Here is a 16100-nt window from a genome sequence, read left to right as displayed (position 1 = left end):
TGGCGGGACGACCGCCGGCGCAATTCGCTCGAAAAAACAGGTAGGAGACTGACGAGCGACCCGATCCGGACCTCGTTAGGGCTGCTTCCTTCCGGACCTGACCCGGTTGGCGAGTGGCTCGTCCACCGCCAATCTCCCGGTCCCTATTTGGGGCCAAAGGAGCCGGAAAGCAAGCGGGTATCGGATTGAACCAGATCGAGTTTGCCCAGTATCCGGGCAATTCCCGGCCTGCCTAGCCGACAGGCTGTGCTTTCACCGTGCGGACCACCTTGCTAAGAACGCCTGCCCGGAACTCCATCCAACCAGAAAAGCGATTGATCCCAATGGTTACACGTCGTGATGTTGCATCGATTGTCGGATTGGGCGCGGTGACAGCGGCGGCGCTGGCTTCGCCGGCCGTGGCCCAGACAGCCGATTCGAACGAATCGACCTTCGCCCGCATCCGCCGGACCAAGAAGATGCGGATCGGCGCGGTCGGCGGCGGCGCACCCTATTACATGAAGGACCTCGCCTCCGGTCAGTGGAAGGGCTTCTACATCGACATCGCGAAGGGCCTCGCCGACGACATGGAGGCCGAGCTCGAGATCACCGAGACCACTTGGGGCAATTCGGTGCTCGACCTTCAGGCCAACAAGATCGACATCTTCTTCGGCCTCAACCCGACCCCGAAGCGCGCGCTGGTAATCGACTTCTCGGTGCCGGTCTTCAACAACGCGTTCGCCATCCTCTGCAAGAAGGACTTCAAGCCGAAGAGCTGGGCCGAATTGAACTCGCCCGACATCAAGATCGCGGTCGACCAGGGCTCCTCGCACGATCAGGTCGTCAGCCGCCTGACGCCGAAGGCGCAGATCACGCGGCTGAAGACCGCCGACGACGCCACCGCCGCGCTGCAGACCGGACGCGTCGACGCACAGTGCCTGATCACCATGCTGTCGCTGACCGTGCTGAAGAAGAACCCTTCGCTCGGCCAGCTGGTGCTGCCGACCCCGATCTTCGCCACCACGTCCAATGCCGGCTTTCGCCGCGAGTCTGACAAGACCTGGCGCGACTACGTCAACACCTGGATCGACTTCAACAAGGGCCTCGGCTTCATCCGCAACGCGATCATCACCAACATGGAGCTGGTGGGCGTGACCGAGGCGGACATTCCGCCGGGCGTGTCGTTGTAATTCTCCACTGTCATTCCGGGGCTCGCGCAGCGAGAACCCGGAATCTCGAACTTCCGGGTTCGCCCTTCGGGCGCCCCGGAATGACGGTGCCAACGGCACCCACGACGAGTAAGACACACGCATGTATCAGTGGGACTTCGGCATCCTCTGGAGCTATCGCTGGCTCTTTCTCAACGGGCTCGGCGTCACCGTCGGCTTCACGATCGTCATCGTGGTTTGCGGGCTGCTGTTCGGCCTGCTCGGGGCATTCGGCAGCCTGTCGCGCTTCAGGGCGTTGCGCCTTCTCGCCCTCACCGTCATCGAGGCGTTCCGCTGCACGCCGCTTCTGGTGCAGCTGATCTGGTTCTACTACGCGCTTCCGATCCTGGCCGGTGTCGAGATGACGCCGATCACGGCTTCGGCGCTGGCGCTCTCGCTTTATGGCGGCTCGTTCTATTCGGAGATCATCCGCGGCGGCATCGTCTCGATCGACCGCGGCCAGTCCGAGGCCGGTGCCGCGCTCGGCATGACGCCGGTCCAGACCATGCGCCGCATCGTGCTGCCGCAGGCGATCAAGCGCATGATTCCCGCGCTGATGAACCAGTCGATCATCCAGCTCAAGAACACTTCGCTGGTTTCGGTGCTGGCAGTGCCGGACCTGGTCTATCAGAGCCAGGTTGCCGCCCATGACAGCTACCGGCCGCTGGAGACCTACACCGCGGTTGCGGTCGCCTATGCGGCGATCCTGATTCCGCTCACCATCCTCGTCCGCCGCGGCGAGAAGCGATTGGCGGTCGGCGAATGAGCGAGACCCCCAAAATCGAGATCCGGTCCTTGCGCAAGAGCTTCGGCAGCAACGAGGTTCTGAAGAACATCAATCTCGACGTCGCCAAGGGCGGTGTGGTCGCGCTGATCGGCCCGTCGGGTTCCGGCAAGTCGACCCTGCTCCGCTGCATCAATCTGCTGGTCGTGCCCGACGGCGGCAGCGTCCGCGTCGGGGACACCCGCTTTGCTTTCGGTGGCGGCGCGAAGCTTCCCGATGTGAAGACTCTGGCGAAATTCCGCGCCACCACCGGGATGGTGTTCCAGCATTTCAACCTGTTCCCGCACATGACGGCGCTCCAGAACGTGATGGAGGGACCGGTCACGGTGCGGCGCATGCCCAAGGCGAACGCCGAGACGCTCGCGCGCGCGCAGCTCGCCAAGGTGGGGCTGGCCGAGAAGGCCGACCAATACCCTGCGACGCTCTCCGGCGGGCAGAAGCAGCGCGTCGCGATCGCGCGAGCGCTTGCGATGGAGCCTGACGTGATGCTGTTCGACGAGGCGACCTCGGCGCTCGATCCTGAACTGGTCGGCGAAGTCCTGAACGTGATCCAGCAGCTGGCCTCCGAAGGCATGACCATGGTGATCGTGACCCACGAGATCGCCTTTGCCCGCGAAGTCGCCGACCGCCTGATCTTCATGCGCGACGGTGTCGTGGTCGAGGAAGGTCCCGCGCGGCAGGTGATCGACAGTCCCAAAGAAAGCGCGACGCGCGCGTTCCTCGGCCATTTCCACCGCACCGGCGCGCTGCCGCCGGCCAACGCGACAACGTGATGCCTGATATCGACCGCGTCTATCTCGTCACCGGTGCCGCCAGCGGCATCGGCCGTGCCACCGCAAAGCTGCTCGCCGAACCGGGCGTCGGGCTCGTGCTGCACACCCGATCGAACGAGGACGGACTTAAGGCGACCAGAGCGGATGCCGAAGCACGTGGTGCGGCCGTTGCAACATGCCTCGGCGATCTCGCCAACGAAGTCGCCGTGACGCTTGCGTGCGCGACGGCGCACCTTGATTTCGGTCGGCTTGACGGATTGATTCTGATTGGAGGCCACGCCCGCCGCGGCAGCGCGATCGGCACGCCGGCCGATCAATTCATGCAGGCGATGGACGAATCCGCTCTCGCCTTCACGCGTTTCGTGAAGCTTGCGCTTCCGCAGCTACGTGCTGGACGCGAGGCGCGGATCGTCGCCGTGTCTTCCTTCGTCGCGCACGCGATCCGCCCCGAATTCGCGCCCTTTGCTGCCACCGCCGCCAGCCGCTCCGCACTGGAGGCGCTGGTGCGCCTCACCGCGATCGAGCTCGCGAAAGACGGCATCACCGTCAATGCGGTGTCGCCGGGCCTGATCGTCAAGGACAAACCGGGCGAGAGCCGCCTCTCGCCGGAGCAGATCGCCGCCACCGAGGCCTTGATCCCCATGGCCCGCCGCGGCCGTCCCGAAGAAGTCGCAGAAATCATCGCCTTCCTGGCGTCACCGAAGGCGTCCTACGTCACCGGCCAGGTCTGGCACGTCAATGGAGGCCTGACATGACCGAAGCAATCGTCGAACGTCTCAGGCTGTTCCTGATCGAAAGCCCGATCAAGATGGCGCGCCTGCAGGGCGTCGGCAACGTCAAGGGCACCGTGAAGCGCGTGCTGATCGAGCTCACTTCAAGCGACGGCGTGGTCGGCTGGGGCGAGGCGGCGCCGTGGGAGGTCTTTACGGGAACGCCGGAAGCAGCCTTTTCGGCGCTCGATATCTACTTAAGGCCGATCGTGCTCGGCAAGCCGGTACGGCGTGTTCGCGCGCTGATGACCGAGCTCGACCGCGCACTGGTCGGCCACGCCGAGGCCAAAGTCGCGATCGAGATGGCGCTGCTCGACATCGTCGGCAAGGCGTCGGGACTTTCGGTCGCCGATCTCCTGGGCGGCCGCGTGCGCGACACCATCCCCCTTTCCTTCTCAATCGCCGATCCCGATTTCGCCGCCGATCTCGAGCGCATGCGAAAGATGATTCCGGACGGCAACGTCATCTACAAGGTCAAGACCGGCGTGAAACCGCATCACGAGGATCTCGACCACCTCGCGGCGATCCGGAAGGAATTCGGCGACAAGGTCGATCTGCGCGTCGACTACAACCAGGCGCTGGCGCCCTTTGGCGCCATCAAGATCCTGCGCGATGTCGAAGAGTTCGCGCCGACCTTCATCGAGCAGCCTGTGCCGCGCAAATATCTCGATGTCATGGCGCAACTCACCGCGGCGCTGGAGACGCCGGTGCTGGCCGACGAGAGCTGCTTCGACCGCCGCGACATGATGGAGGTGGTGCGCCGCGAGGCCGCCGACGCCGTCTCGATCAAGCTGATGAAGGCCGGCGGCCTGTTCGAGGCCCAGGCGATCATGGCGATTGCCGACATTGCCGGCCTGCCCGGCTATGGCGGCACGCTGTGGGAAGGCGGCATCGGGCTTGCCGCCGGCACGCAGCTGATCGCGGCGACGCCCGGCATCTCGCTCGGCTGCGAATTCTATATGCCGCATCACGTGCTGACCGAGGACGTGCTGGAAGAGCGCATCGCGAACCGAGCCGGCCATGTCGTGGTGCCCGACGGCCCCGGCCTAGGCATTCGCGTCAGCGAGGCCTCGGTGCGCGCCAATGCGCGGGTGATCGCGGAGGCGTAAGTCAGCCGCCGGCACCGCCAGAAACTCTGGTCGTCGTCCCGGGCAAGCGATAGCGCAGACCCGGGATCCATAACCACAGGATTGAGTTTGGCGAAGATTCGGAGTTGCCAGCTCGTGCAATAGCCACTCCCTGCGGTTATAGGTCCCGGATCTGCGCGCGCTCCGGCGCGCTTGTCCGGGACGACGAGCGTGTATGCAGTTGCCATCCTTCCCCTATCGGAATCGCTATCGTATGGTCGGGCCAAACAAGCCCGCGCCCCATCGGGCAATCCGGAAACCCCTATGCCCGAACCCGCCTGGTCGCTGCACTCCCGCCTGAAAGAGGACACCATCGACATCGGCGATCTGCCGCTGTCGAAGGTGCTGGTCATCAAGGACGCGCATTATCCCTGGCTGCTGCTGGTGCCGCGACGGCCCGACGCGGTCGAGATCATCGATCTCGATGAGGTGCAGCAGGCGCAGCTGATGACCGAGATCTCCCGTGTCTCGCGCGCGCTGAAGGAGATCACCAAATGCGACAAGCTCAACATCGCCGCGCTCGGCAACCTCGTGCCGCAGCTTCACGTCCACATCATCGCGCGCCGGACCAGTGACGCGGCCTGGCCACGGCCCGTATGGGGCGTGATGCAGCCTTTGGCCCATGACGCCACCGAGGTGCAGAATTTCATCAGCGCGCTCCGCCGCAAGATCTGGTTGGGTTGAAAGAACGAGAAATGTCAGCATTCGACGCGTTTCCGCTGGGGCAGCCGGCCTTCGTCACCAACATCCTCGACCGCGCCGCGCATCTGCGCCGCGACGACGAGAAGCTGTTCGCGCTCGAGCAGAAGCCGTCATCGCGCGCCTATGTGGCCTATCGCGACTCGCTGCTGGTGAAGCGCGAGGGCGAGACGGTGCGCGCGCTGCTTTCGATCGACGAGGCGCTGAAGTGCGGCGCCAATCCCGGCACGATCTTCTTGGGCCTGCGCGATGGCGCTGCCGTGTTCGGGATGGGGATATCGCAGGCCGCCGCCGAGAAGCTGGTCGGCCGGGAGGACTACACCGTCACCGAGCTGCGCGGCATGGCGATGCAGGGGGCGCTTCCACCACAGGAGCTGTCGGCGATCGCGATGGCGAAGTCGATGGTGAGCTGGCATCAGCGCCACGGCTATTGCGCCAATTGCGGCACGCGTACCGCGATGAAGGAAGGCGGCTGGAAGCGCGATTGCCCGGCCTGCAAGGCCGAACACTTTCCGCGCACCGACCCGGTCGTGATCATGCTGGTCGCCTCCGGCGACAAGTGCTTGCTCGGCCGCCAGAAGCAGTTTCCGCCCGGCATGTATTCCTGCCTCGCCGGCTTCGTCGAGGCGGCCGAGACCATCGAGGACGCGGTGCGCCGCGAGATCCTGGAAGAATCCGGCATTCGCTGCACTGACGTGCAATATTACATGACCCAGCCCTGGCCCTACCCGTCATCGCTGATGATCGGCTGCAGCGCACGGGCGCTGAACGAGGACATCGTGGTCGATCGCATGGAGCTGGAGGACGCGCGCTGGTTCACGCGCGAGGAGGCGGCCCTGATGCTGACGCGGACGCATCCCGACGGGCTCGCCGGCCCGCATCCCTTCGCGATCGCTCACCATCTGCTCGGGCGCTGGGTGCACGACAAGAGCAGCACCTGAGCCGGGACCATCGATGGCCGGGATCGCGCCGCGCATTCCCTTCCATGGCGCCTTCACGCTCCGGCTTGCCGAGGGCGAGGGGCACGCGAGGCGGTGCGGCCGCCGCAGCACCGAAATGCGCCCGCCATGGCAGCGGCCTTCCGCCCCGCAACGCATTGAAGTTGAAGAGCTTTTGCTCAACCGGCCCTAGAGCAGTTCCACTGCGTCGCGAAGATTATAGGCTTGCGGTGGAAATATTTTCTCTATATCAGGGAAATCAGCCCCCGAAATGAAACAAAGTTCTTCAAATGACTGATGTCGCCGTCCAGGTTCCCGAGACCAGCCGCCGCCTCGATGCCATTGACCGCAAGATCCTGATGGTCCTTCAGGAGGATGCCTCCCTCTCGGTGGCCGAGATCGGCGACCGCGTCGGCCTGTCCTCGACCCCCTGCTGGAAGCGCATCCAGCGCCTGGAGGCCGACGGCGTGATCATCAAGCGCGTGGCGCTGGTCGACCAGAACAAGATCGGACTCGGCATTTCCGTGTTCGTGTCGGTCGAGAGCGCCGATCACTCGGACGCCTGGCTCAAGCGGTTCGCCGAAGCCGTCAGCGCCATGCCGGAGGTGATGGAGTTCTACCGCATGGCCGGCGACGTCGACTACATGCTCCGCGTCGTGGTCGCGGACATGCAGGCCTATGACGTGTTCTACAAGAAGCTGATCAGCGCCGTGCCGCTGAAGAACGTCACCTCGCGCTTCGCGATGGAGAAGATCAAGTCGGTTACCGCGTTGCCGATTCCCGCGGTGGTGACAGCCTGACGCCGATTCTCATTTTGACGCGTCTTCTTCACGCGAACCGGTATCTACTTCGCTTCAAGCCGGCTGAAACACCGGAAGGGTGACGCTGACCCGCGCACCCCCGCCCGGGGCCGCGCCGATCTCGATCGTCCCGCCATGGACCTCGACCAGGCTGCGGACAACGGCGAGACCAAGACCGGCGCCACCGGTTGCGCGATTGCGCGACTTCTCCAGCCTGTGGAACGGCTCGAGCACGGTCTGACGCTGATCGGCGGGAATCCCAGGTCCCTCGTCGCCGATCGACACGACGACGGCACCGTCCTTCAGGGCCGTGCGCACATGCGCGGCATGGCCATAGGCGAGCGCGTTGTCGATGATGTTGGCGAAGATCCGCCGCAGGGCGAGCCGGTCGCCGAGGACGACGACGTCGCGCGATCGCTCGTCCGTGACCAGATCGACCGCCGCGCCCTGAACATGCCGGTCGTTCACCTCGACGGCCACCAGCGCGGCGAGTTCGACCATCTCCTGTGACAGACCGCCCGCACCCGCCCGCGTCGACAGCAGCGCGTCATCGAGCAGGCGGATCATGTCGTCGATATCGGCGACCGCCCGCTGCCGCTCGGCATCGTCGGGAATGTGCTCGACGCGCAGCCGCAACCGTGTCGCAAAAGTCCTGACGTCATGAGCGATGCCGCCAACCAGCGTCATGCGCGCACGCAGCATCTCGGCAAGCCGCCCCTGCAAGCGGTTGAACGCGGCGATGACGGCGCGGATCTCCGGCGCGCTGCGTCGCGCATCCGGCAGCGGCGGCGGATCGGCCGACAGGTCGACACGATCGACGGCGGCCGCGAGCCGCGCCAGCGGCCGCGTCTCGCGCTGCATGACCAAAAGCGCCAGCAGCGCCACGATCGAGCCGAACAGGCCCGCGCCGAAACCCACGGGCAGCCCGAACTGGGTCACCGGCAGGCGGGTATAGGCGTCGATGACGAGCAGATCGCCGCTGCGCAGGCCGATGCGGAATTCGATCGCATTGGCCATCAGCCGCGCGAGGCGGGGAAACAATCGACTGGCGCGGTGATCGGGCGGCGACACAATCTCCACGGGGCGGCCTGCAAGGCCGGCCGCATAAGTCTCGCGCAATTGTCGCTGCCGCTCCGGCGTCTCACCGTCGACCGGCGCCCCCGACGGCACGATCCGCGCCATGAATTGCGGCGACGACACTGCGTCGAGGACGGCCTGCCGTGCGTCGCCGACCGTGCCCTCGAGCAACGTTGCAAGCGCATCGAGGCGCGCAGGCGATGGCCGCGTGAGCTCGTTCTCCTGCAGCGTCGTGCGGTAGAAGATCCCCACGAGCACGGTAACCACCACGATGAAGCCTACAAGTCCGATCAGCGCCAGCCGCGCGGCAAGCGTCACGCGCAGCATCACGACACCTGCTTGACGGTCGCGGTGAACAGATAGCCGCCGTTGCGCACCGTCGTGATCAGGTTGGAGCCGGGACTTGCACCGTCGAGCTTGCGGCGCAGCCGCGAGATCAGCATGTCGACGGTGCGGTCGAACGGCTCGGCCGAACGTCCGCGGGTCCAGTCGAGGATCTGGTCGCGCGTGAGCACCCTTCGCGGCCGCTGCACGAAGCAACCGAGCAGGTCGAACTCGGCGCTGGTCAATTGCAGCTCCGGTGTCTCGGCCCCGGTCGTCTCGACACTGCGCGCATCGAGATCGATCACGAAGCGGTCGAACGCGAAGCGCCGGACCAGCGGCTTGGCCGGCGTTCCGTTGGCACGGCGCAGGATGGCGCGAACCCGCGCCAGCAGCTCGCGCGGACCGAACGGCTTCGTCAGGTAATCGTCCGCGCCCATCTCGAGGCCGACCACGCGATCAATCTCGTCGCTCTTGGCGGTCAGCATCAGGATCGGGATGGCATCGTCGGCGCGCAGGCGGCGGCAGATCGAAAGCCCGTCCTCGCCCGGCAGCATCAAATCGAGGATGACGAGGTCAGGCCGCAGGCGCTGGAGCATGGAATCCATCGCCTTGCCGTCGGCAACGCAAGCGACCTCGAACCCCTCGCGCCGCATGAAGTCGGCAACGAGGCGGCTGATCTCGGGATCGTCCTCCACCATGAGAATCGTGGCTGCTTGCGCGTTCATGGCTGCATTGTGAGCAACTGCTCGCGTCAAGCAAGGGCGCGGGCGCCGTTGTTACATAGTGTTACACGGGTCGGACAAAGCCATAACAATCGTTTCGTCCCGGCAATGCGCCGCAGACGCGGCACGACCAGTCTCCCCCGCACGGCTCCCGCTCACGGCAGCCCCCAGAAGGAGACGACGACCATGACCAAGCTTTTCCTCACCTCCCTCGTCATCGGCACCCTGTCGGTTGCCGCGGCGGCCGACGCCAATGCCTGGACGCGGTCGGGGACGGCGACCGGGCCGCGCGGCACCTCTCACGTCACCGCGACGGGAAGCTGCGCCTACGGAAGCTGCACGCGCAACGTCACCCGCACCGGCCCGGCTGGCAACTCCTACACCCGCTCCGGCACGATCTCGCGCTGAGCGGGCCGGACCGTCGCCGCACCCGGCCCCGGGCGGCGACGGTCCATCACTTCAGACCAGGAAGGAACAGCATCGTGTCATCGATTTTCCGTGTCCTGCCGCGAACTGCGGCCATCGTCGCGCTCGGCGTTTCGACGTCCGCATTCGCCCAGAGGCAGTTGCAAACCCAGATCACGCCGCAGATGCGCAGCGAGGCACGAGCGACCATGCAGGCCTGCCGCGCCGATTATGAAAGCCTTTGCAGCAACGTCGCGCCGGGTGGCGGGCGCATCCTGGCCTGCCTGCAATCTCACGCCGGCCAGCTCACCTCGGCCTGCGCACGAGCCCTGCCCCGTGCGCAGGCACTGAGGGACAGCGCCGTCACCACCGGCGCCACCCCGAAATAGGAGGACACCGTGGCTTATGCTTCTCTCCTGCTCGACCCAACGCTCCGGTACATGGTCCTGGCGACGGCGATCGGCCTGATGCTGCTCGAATACGGCATCGGCCGGCTTGCCCATCGCGAGACCCACGACTGGCGCGAGAGCGCTGCCTCTTTCGGCGTGGCCCTCGGACAGAACCTGCTGCGCGCAGTCGAGGCAGGCATGCTGGCGATGCCGTTCGCGTTCCTGTACGAGCACCGCCTGTTCGACTTCGCGCAGACCGGTCCGCTCGCGCTCGCAGGATTATTCCTGGGCAGCGAGTTCCTGTATTATTGGCAGCATCGCGCCTCGCATCGCATTCGCTGGATGTGGGCGACGCATGCAGTGCATCACTCGACGACGCGACTGAATTTGACTGCGGCGATCCGGCTCGGCTGGACCGGAAACGTCTCGGGCAACTTCCTGTTCTTCCTGCCACTGGCGCTGATCGGATTTCATCCGTTTGCGATCGTGGCAATGCTCGGCATCAACCTGCTCTATCAGTTCTTCATCCACAGCCAGTTCGGGCCGAAGCTCGGCATCCTGGAATGGGTGCTCAACACGCCGAGCCACCATCGCGTGCACCATGCCTGCAATGAGCCGTGCCTCGACAAGAACTACGGCGGCATCCTGATCGTGTTCGACCGCCTGTTCGGGACCTTTGCCGAACGGCCCTCCGACCAGCCGCTCCGGTTCGGCCTCGTCGGCGGCGTGCAATCCTTCAACCCGATCCGGATTGCGCTCGGCGAATGGATCGCGATACTGGGCGACACCTGGAAGGCACGGGGTGCGAGCGCGAAGCTCCGCACCCTGTTCGGCCCGCCCGGAGGCTGAGCGCGTTAGCGCTCAGATCTTCTGGTTGTACTCGCCGACCTCGGGATGCGTGCGCAGCACGCTGTTCACCATCTCGAACATGTCGTGCATGCGCTGCTCGGAGACCGGGCTCTCGACCACGACGACGAGCTCGGGCTTGTTGGAGGAGGCGCGCACGAGGCCCCAGCTGCCGTCCTCGACCGTGACGCGGACGCCGTTGACGGTGACGAGATCGCGGATCGCCTGGCCGCCGATCTTGGCGCCCTTCGCCTGCAAGCCCTCGAAGTGCTTCACCACCTTGTCGATGACGCCGTATTTGACCTCGTCGGCGCAGTGCGGCGACATGGTCGGCGACGACCAGGTCTTCGGCAGCGCGTTCTTCAGGTCGGCCATCGACTTGCCGGGCGCGCGGTCGAGCATGTCGCAGATCGCGATCGCCGAGACCAGGCCGTCGTCATAGCCGCGTCCATACGGCTTGTTGAAGAAGAAATGGCCGGACTTCTCGAAGCCCGCCAGCGCGCCGGTCTCGTTGGTGCGGCGCTTCATGTAGGAATGGCCGGTCTTCCAATAGGCGGTCTTCGCGCCCTGCTTCTGCAGCACGGGGTCGGTGACGAAGAGGCCAGTCGATTTCACATCGACGATGAACTGCGCGTCCTTGTGGATTGCCGACATGTCGCGCGCCAGCATCACGCCGACCTTGTCGGCGAAGATCTCCTCGCCGGTGTCGTCCACGACGCCGCAGCGGTCGCCGTCACCATCGAAGCCGAGGCCGACATCGGCCTTGTGATGCAGCACCGCGTCGCGGATCGCGTGCAGCATCTCCATGTCTTCCGGGTTCGGATTGTATTTCGGGAAGGTGTGGTCGAGCTCGGTATCGAGCGGGATCACCTCGCAGCCGATCGCTTCCAGCACCTGCGGCGCGAACGCGCCGGCGGTGCCGTTGCCGCAGGCCGCGACGACCTTGAGCTTGCGCTTGAGCTTCGGACGATTGGTGAGGTCGGCGATGTAGCGCGCCGGATAGTTCTCGTGGAACTGGTAGGAGCCGCCCGCCTTGTTCTTGAACTCCGCGTTGAGCACGATCTCCTTCAGCCGCGTCATCTCCTCGGGGCCGAAGGTCAGCGGGCGGTTGGCGCCCATCTTGACGCCGGTCCAGCCATTGTCGTTGTGCGAAGCTGTGACCATGGCGACGCAGGGCACATCCAGGTCGAACTGCGCGAAATAGGCCATCGGCGTCACCGCGAGGCCGATATCGTGCACCTTGCATCCCGCCGCCATCAGGCCGGAGATCAGCGCATATTTGATCGAGGCCGAATAGCCGCGGAAATCATGACCGGTGACGATCTCCTGCCTGACGCCGAGCTCGGCGATCAGCGCGCCCAGCCCCATGCCGAGCGCCTGCACACCCATCAGGTTGATTTCCTTCTGGAACAACCAGCGCGCGTCGTATTCGCGAAAGCCCGTCGGCTTCACCATCGGCTCTGATTCGAAGGCGTAGGTGTTTGGCAGCAGTACGGATTTCGGCTTCGGGAACATTGAGACGGTCTCGTGAAAAAGGGGCGGGATTGCTGCAGCCTAAGCGAATGCCCGGCCGCAGCGGAAGGCGGGATTGAGGGCTTATGGCCGATAATTGCGGCAGATTGGTAACGAAGGAGGGGCTCGTGGCGCGATATAAATGTCTGACCAGAACGGCTAGCTCTGGAGCCGTGCAAGGATGTCCTGGAGAATCCCGCCGACGCGATCAGAAGGCATAGATTGCGTCGGCCGTGGCGGCGGGAGCGACGTATGACTTCAGGGCGTCGCGGTTGACGACGTCAACGGGCTCGTCAAACAGCTTGGCAATATACTCCTTGAGCTCGACATAATCGAAGACCGTGATCCGCGCATCGGGATCAATCTCGACCATGATATCGAGGTCGCTGCCGGAATGATTTTCATCCCTCGCCACCGACCCGAACAACGCAGCATGCACAACGCCCCGCTGGCGCAGGGCAGGCTCGAACTGTCGCAGAATCGCTATCGCATCGGGGCCGTTCATGGATGGAATATAGCACCCCGCTCGCCCCGGCGGGAGGCCCTCCTTCGGGCGCGACGGCGAGCCTACTGCTCCAGCACCATCTGGCCGTTGGAATATTCGAAGCGCTTCAGGCGCGACAGGAAGGAGAGACCGAGCAGGTTCTCCGACAAGGCCGCGTCCGGCAGCACCATGGCATCGACGTCGCGCACGATGAGGTCGCCGACCTCTAACATGGCGATACGGGTGCGCGCGGCCTTGATGGTGCCGTTGGCCGTGGAGACGGTGGCGGTGTACTCGCCGCGCGAGGGACGCAGGCCGAAGCGGGCGGCCGAGGTCTCGTTCAGCGCAACGACGGAGGCGCCGGTATCGATCATGAAACCGATGCGCTGGCCGTCGATGCGGCCCTCGGTCTGGAAATGACCGCGGCCGTCGCGCGAAATGCTGAGGCTGCGGCCGCCGGCCGGGGCGGTGGAGGCAACGGCCACCGTCGTGCGGGGGACCGAGGTGGCGGAGGCGGAGTTCATCTTGTCCGCCATCTGGGCCATGAAGGTGCCGAGGCCGATCATCACGGCCGCGAAGATCATAATGTTACGCATCACACCACTTCCGAGCCGGAAAGCTCGATTTCATCACGCAGCGTGCCCGGCGGCGAGCGAAGCCGCGGTCAGAGAGCTGCTATTTTGACGAAAAGCATGAGCGGACGGTTAATGCGCGATCGAACTTTCACGTCCCGCGCGGCTTTGCCCGCCGGGTCGGCAGCGCATTGGCAGGGTCGTCCGGCCAGGGGTGGCGCGGATAGCGGCCGCGCAGGTCGGAGCGCACGGCGGCGTAGCTGCCGCGCCAGAAGCCGGGGAGATCACGCGTCACCTGCACCGGGCGCTGCGCTGGCGACAGCAATTCCAGCACCAGCGGCACCTTGCCGGCGGCAATCGAGGGATGGGTGTTGAGGCCGAACAGTTCCTGGAGCCGTACCGCGATGGTCGGCCCCTGCTCGGCCTCGTAATCGATCGCGAGCGCGCTTCCGGTCGGCGCTTCGAAATGGGTCGGCGCCTCGCGATCCAGCCGCGCGCGCATGTCCCAAGGCAGCAGCGCCATCAACGCGTCGGAGAGATCGCCCGCTGAGATATCCTTGAGCGCGATCTTGTCGTAGAGCGCCGGCACCAGCCAATCCTCGCGCCGCGCGATCAGCCCGTCGTCGGAGAGATCGGGCCAGGCCTCGCCCTCGGCCTTGCGCAGGAACATCACGCGGTCGCGCCATTGTTTTGCGGTCTTCGACCAGGGCAGCCGGTCGAGACCGGCCGCAATCAACCCATCGGCAAGGATGCGCGCGGTCTCCTCCGAGGGCGACACGGCAAGTGTCGCCTCGGACAGCGTGATGGCATGCAGCACGCGCCTGCGCCGCGCGCGCAGCGCCATCGCGCCGCGATCGAACGAGATCTCATCGGCGGTCTCGATATGCTCGGCGAAATGCCGCTCGATCTCGTCCTGGGTGATTTGCGCGGCGAGCAGGATGCGTCCGCTCGCCGCCGTCCCCGTCATCTCGCCGATCGCGATGTAGGGCGCGCGGGCGAGCGAAGAGGTCTGCTGGACCGAAGCGCCGCGGCCGTTGGCGAGCACGAAACTGCCATTGCCGCGGTTGCGTGCGACACGGTCCGGAAAGGCATAGGCGAGCATCAGGCCGGTCGAGAGATCTTCCTGCTGCCCGGCTTTCTCCGACGCCGCGACCTGCGAGGCCCAGCGCCGCGCCAGGTCGCGCGCGCTGGACGCACGCGGCGAGCGGTCACGGCGAAACTGGTCGCGCCGGTGTTCGAGATCGACACTGTCGCCCCCTAACCCGCGCTCGGTGATGATGGCGGCGATCTCGGCGGCGGCCTCGCCGCCGCCTGCACGATGCGAATCCACGATCATGCGCGCCAGCCGCGGCGGCAGCGCCAGCGAACGCAGGCTCTTGCCCTCTGCGGTAATGCGGCCGTCGCCATCGAGCGCGTTGAGCTCGGACAGCAGGCTTTTTGCTTCCTTCCAGGCCGGCTGCGGCGGCGGGTCGAGGAACGACAATGCGCCGGGATCAGTGACGCCCCATTGCGCGAGGTCGAGCACCAGCGAGGACAGATCGGCGCTGAGGATTTCCGGCTGGGTGTAGGGCGCAAGCGCGGCCGTCTGCGGCTCGTCCCAGAGCCGGTAGCAGACACCGGGCTCGGTGCGGCCGGCGCGGCCGCGGCGCTGGTCCACCGCCGCGCGCGAGGCGCGCACGGTCTCGAGGCGGGTCAAGCCGATGTCGGGCTCGTAACGCGGGACGCGGGCGAGACCGGAATCGACCACGATGCGCACGCCTTCGATGGTGAGCGAGGTCTCGGCGATCGAGGTCGCCAGCACCACCTTGCGCGAGCCCCTGGGTGCCGGCGCGATGGCGCGGTCCTGCACGGCGGCATCGAGCGCGCCGAACAGCGGCACGATCTCGATGGAGGCGTCGTGCACGCGCTCGCCGAGAAAGTTCTGAGTGCGGCGGATCTCGGCGGCGCCCGGCAGGAACGCCAGCACCGAGCCGCTGTCGGCGCGCAGCGCCGATGCAATCGCGTCCGCCATCTGCCGCTCGATCGGCGCATCGGCCTTGCGGCCGAGATAGCGCGTCTCGACCGGAAACGCGCGGCCCTCGCTTTCGACGACGGGCGCATCGCCGAGCAATTTGGCCACGCGCGCGCCGTCGAGCGTGGCCGACATCACGAGGATGCGGAGATCCTCGCGCAGGCCGGTTTGCGCATCGCGCGCCAGCGCGAGGCCGAGATCGGCATCGAGCGAACGCTCGTGGAATTCATCGAACAGGATCGCGGCGACGCCTGAAAGCTCGGGATCGTCGAGAATCTGGCGGGTGAAGATGCCCTCGGTCACCACCTCGATGCGCGTGGCGCGCGAGATCTTCGAGCCGAAGCGGACGCGATAGCCAACGGTCTCGCCGGCCCGCTCGCCGAGCGATTTGGCCATGCGATCGGCGCTGGCCCGCGCCGCGATGCGCCGCGGCTCCAGCACGATGATCTTCCTGTCCTTCGCCCAGGGCGCATCGAGCAGTGCCAGCGGCACGCGCGTGGTCTTGCCGGCGCCGGGCGGCGCCACCAGCACGGCGGCGTTGTTAGCCTCCAGCGTGCGCGACAGATCGTCGAGCACGGCATCGATCGGGAGGGGCGTGTCGAAGCTGCGGGGCAAGGTCTATCCACTCGTCATGCCCGGCCTTCGTGCCGGGCATCCACGTTCTTTCAGGCGAGAGTGAA

Annotated in this window: 17 protein-coding genes and 1 other RNA gene; 11 read left to right on the top strand and 7 right to left on the bottom strand. The window is 65.9% G+C overall.

The features are described 5' to 3' along the window. Positions 1–40 precede the first annotated feature (40 nt). Positions 41–137, bottom strand: an RNA gene (ffs, locus tag IVB23_RS23515) — signal recognition particle sRNA small type. 186 nt (positions 138–323) lie between these two features. On the opposite strand from ffs, the gene IVB23_RS23510 reads away from it, so the two are divergent. The 8 genes from IVB23_RS23510 to IVB23_RS23475 all read left to right on the top strand — a co-directional run bounded on the left by IVB23_RS23510 (position 324) and on the right by IVB23_RS23475 (position 7078). Continuing rightward, positions 324–1169 (top strand): transporter substrate-binding domain-containing protein, encoded by an 846-nt coding sequence (locus tag IVB23_RS23510; protein WP_247800213.1) that lies wholly within the window; start codon positions 324–326, stop codon positions 1167–1169. A gap of 121 nt (positions 1170–1290) precedes the next feature. Beyond that, entirely contained in the window at positions 1291–1953 is a 663-nt protein-coding gene (locus IVB23_RS23505) for an amino acid ABC transporter permease (RefSeq protein WP_247800212.1), read from the top strand. Further along, the gene (locus IVB23_RS23500; RefSeq protein WP_197966484.1) at positions 1950–2744 is read left to right on the top strand and encodes an amino acid ABC transporter ATP-binding protein; all 795 of its coding nucleotides are present in this window, start codon (positions 1950–1952) and stop codon (positions 2742–2744) included. The genes IVB23_RS23505 and IVB23_RS23500 overlap by 4 nt, the downstream gene beginning before the upstream one ends. Continuing rightward, positions 2744–3499 carry an SDR family oxidoreductase gene (locus IVB23_RS23495; RefSeq protein WP_197966483.1) on the top strand — a complete coding sequence of 252 codons (756 nt, stop codon included), beginning with the start codon at positions 2744–2746 and terminating at the stop codon, positions 3497–3499. The genes IVB23_RS23500 and IVB23_RS23495 overlap by 1 nt, the downstream gene beginning before the upstream one ends. After that, entirely contained in the window at positions 3496–4623 is a 1128-nt protein-coding gene (locus IVB23_RS23490; protein WP_247800211.1) for a muconate cycloisomerase family protein, read from the top strand. Before IVB23_RS23495 ends, IVB23_RS23490 begins: the two co-directional genes overlap by 4 nt. 282 nt (positions 4624–4905) lie before the next feature. Beyond that, the gene (locus IVB23_RS23485; RefSeq protein ID WP_239627857.1) at positions 4906–5325 is read left to right on the top strand and encodes an HIT family protein; all 420 of its coding nucleotides are present in this window, start codon (positions 4906–4908) and stop codon (positions 5323–5325) included. Between the two features lie 11 nt (positions 5326–5336). Next, the gene (nudC, locus tag IVB23_RS23480) at positions 5337–6281 is read left to right on the top strand and encodes an NAD(+) diphosphatase (protein ID WP_197966481.1); all 945 of its coding nucleotides are present in this window, start codon (positions 5337–5339) and stop codon (positions 6279–6281) included. A 287-nt stretch (positions 6282–6568) separates the two neighbouring features. Further along, positions 6569–7078, top strand: coding sequence for an Lrp/AsnC family transcriptional regulator (locus tag IVB23_RS23475; RefSeq protein WP_197966480.1), 510 nt, complete (start codon positions 6569–6571; stop codon positions 7076–7078). A gap of 54 nt (positions 7079–7132) precedes the next feature. Here the strand turns inward: IVB23_RS23475 and IVB23_RS23470 are convergent, their stop codons facing one another. Both IVB23_RS23470 and IVB23_RS23465 read right to left on the bottom strand, forming a co-directional pair. Continuing rightward, the gene (locus IVB23_RS23470) at positions 7133–8482 is read right to left on the bottom strand and encodes a HAMP domain-containing sensor histidine kinase (protein WP_247800209.1); all 1350 of its coding nucleotides are present in this window, start codon (positions 8480–8482) and stop codon (positions 7133–7135) included. After that, positions 8482–9204 carry a response regulator transcription factor gene (locus IVB23_RS23465; protein ID WP_061879609.1) on the bottom strand — a complete coding sequence of 241 codons (723 nt, stop codon included), beginning with the start codon at positions 9202–9204 and terminating at the stop codon, positions 8482–8484. The genes IVB23_RS23470 and IVB23_RS23465 overlap by 1 nt, the downstream gene beginning before the upstream one ends. A 183-nt stretch (positions 9205–9387) precedes the next feature. Between IVB23_RS23465 and IVB23_RS23460 the strand changes: the two genes are divergently transcribed. The 3 genes from IVB23_RS23460 to IVB23_RS23450 all read left to right on the top strand — a co-directional run bounded on the left by IVB23_RS23460 (position 9388) and on the right by IVB23_RS23450 (position 10844). Then, positions 9388–9609: a hypothetical protein gene (locus tag IVB23_RS23460; protein ID WP_061879718.1), complete on the top strand. Its 222-nt coding sequence runs from the start codon at positions 9388–9390 to the stop codon at positions 9607–9609. A 74-nt stretch (positions 9610–9683) separates the two neighbouring features. After that, positions 9684–9995, top strand: a complete 312-nt coding sequence (locus IVB23_RS23455; RefSeq protein WP_247800208.1) for a cysteine rich repeat-containing protein — start codon at positions 9684–9686, stop codon at positions 9993–9995. Between the two features lie 9 nt (positions 9996–10004). After that, positions 10005–10844, top strand: a complete 840-nt coding sequence (locus IVB23_RS23450) for a sterol desaturase family protein (RefSeq protein ID WP_247800206.1) — start codon at positions 10005–10007, stop codon at positions 10842–10844. Positions 10845–10856: 12 nt separating this feature from the next. Here the strand turns inward: IVB23_RS23450 and IVB23_RS23445 are convergent, their stop codons facing one another. The 4 genes from IVB23_RS23445 to hrpB form a co-directional block, all read right to left on the bottom strand. After that, positions 10857–12356, bottom strand: a complete 1500-nt coding sequence (locus IVB23_RS23445) for a phosphomannomutase/phosphoglucomutase (protein ID WP_247800205.1) — start codon at positions 12354–12356, stop codon at positions 10857–10859. 205 nt (positions 12357–12561) lie between these two features. Beyond that, positions 12562–12858: a nucleotidyltransferase domain-containing protein gene (locus tag IVB23_RS23440; RefSeq protein WP_247800204.1), complete on the bottom strand. Its 297-nt coding sequence runs from the start codon at positions 12856–12858 to the stop codon at positions 12562–12564. 62 nt (positions 12859–12920) lie between these two features. Continuing rightward, positions 12921–13433: a TIGR02281 family clan AA aspartic protease gene (locus IVB23_RS23435; RefSeq protein ID WP_247800203.1), complete on the bottom strand. Its 513-nt coding sequence runs from the start codon at positions 13431–13433 to the stop codon at positions 12921–12923. A gap of 127 nt (positions 13434–13560) precedes the next feature. After that, positions 13561–16035, bottom strand: coding sequence for an ATP-dependent helicase HrpB (gene hrpB / locus IVB23_RS23430; protein WP_247800202.1), 2475 nt, complete (start codon positions 16033–16035; stop codon positions 13561–13563). Positions 16036–16100 lie beyond the last annotated feature (65 nt).

The sequence above is a fragment of the Bradyrhizobium sp. 191 genome (assembly GCF_023100985.1).
GTDB lineage: Bacteria > Pseudomonadota > Alphaproteobacteria > Rhizobiales > Xanthobacteraceae > Bradyrhizobium > Bradyrhizobium diversitatis.
The sequence above is the reverse complement of the archived record's forward strand: the minus strand, read 5'-3'. Positions and strand labels throughout refer to the sequence as shown.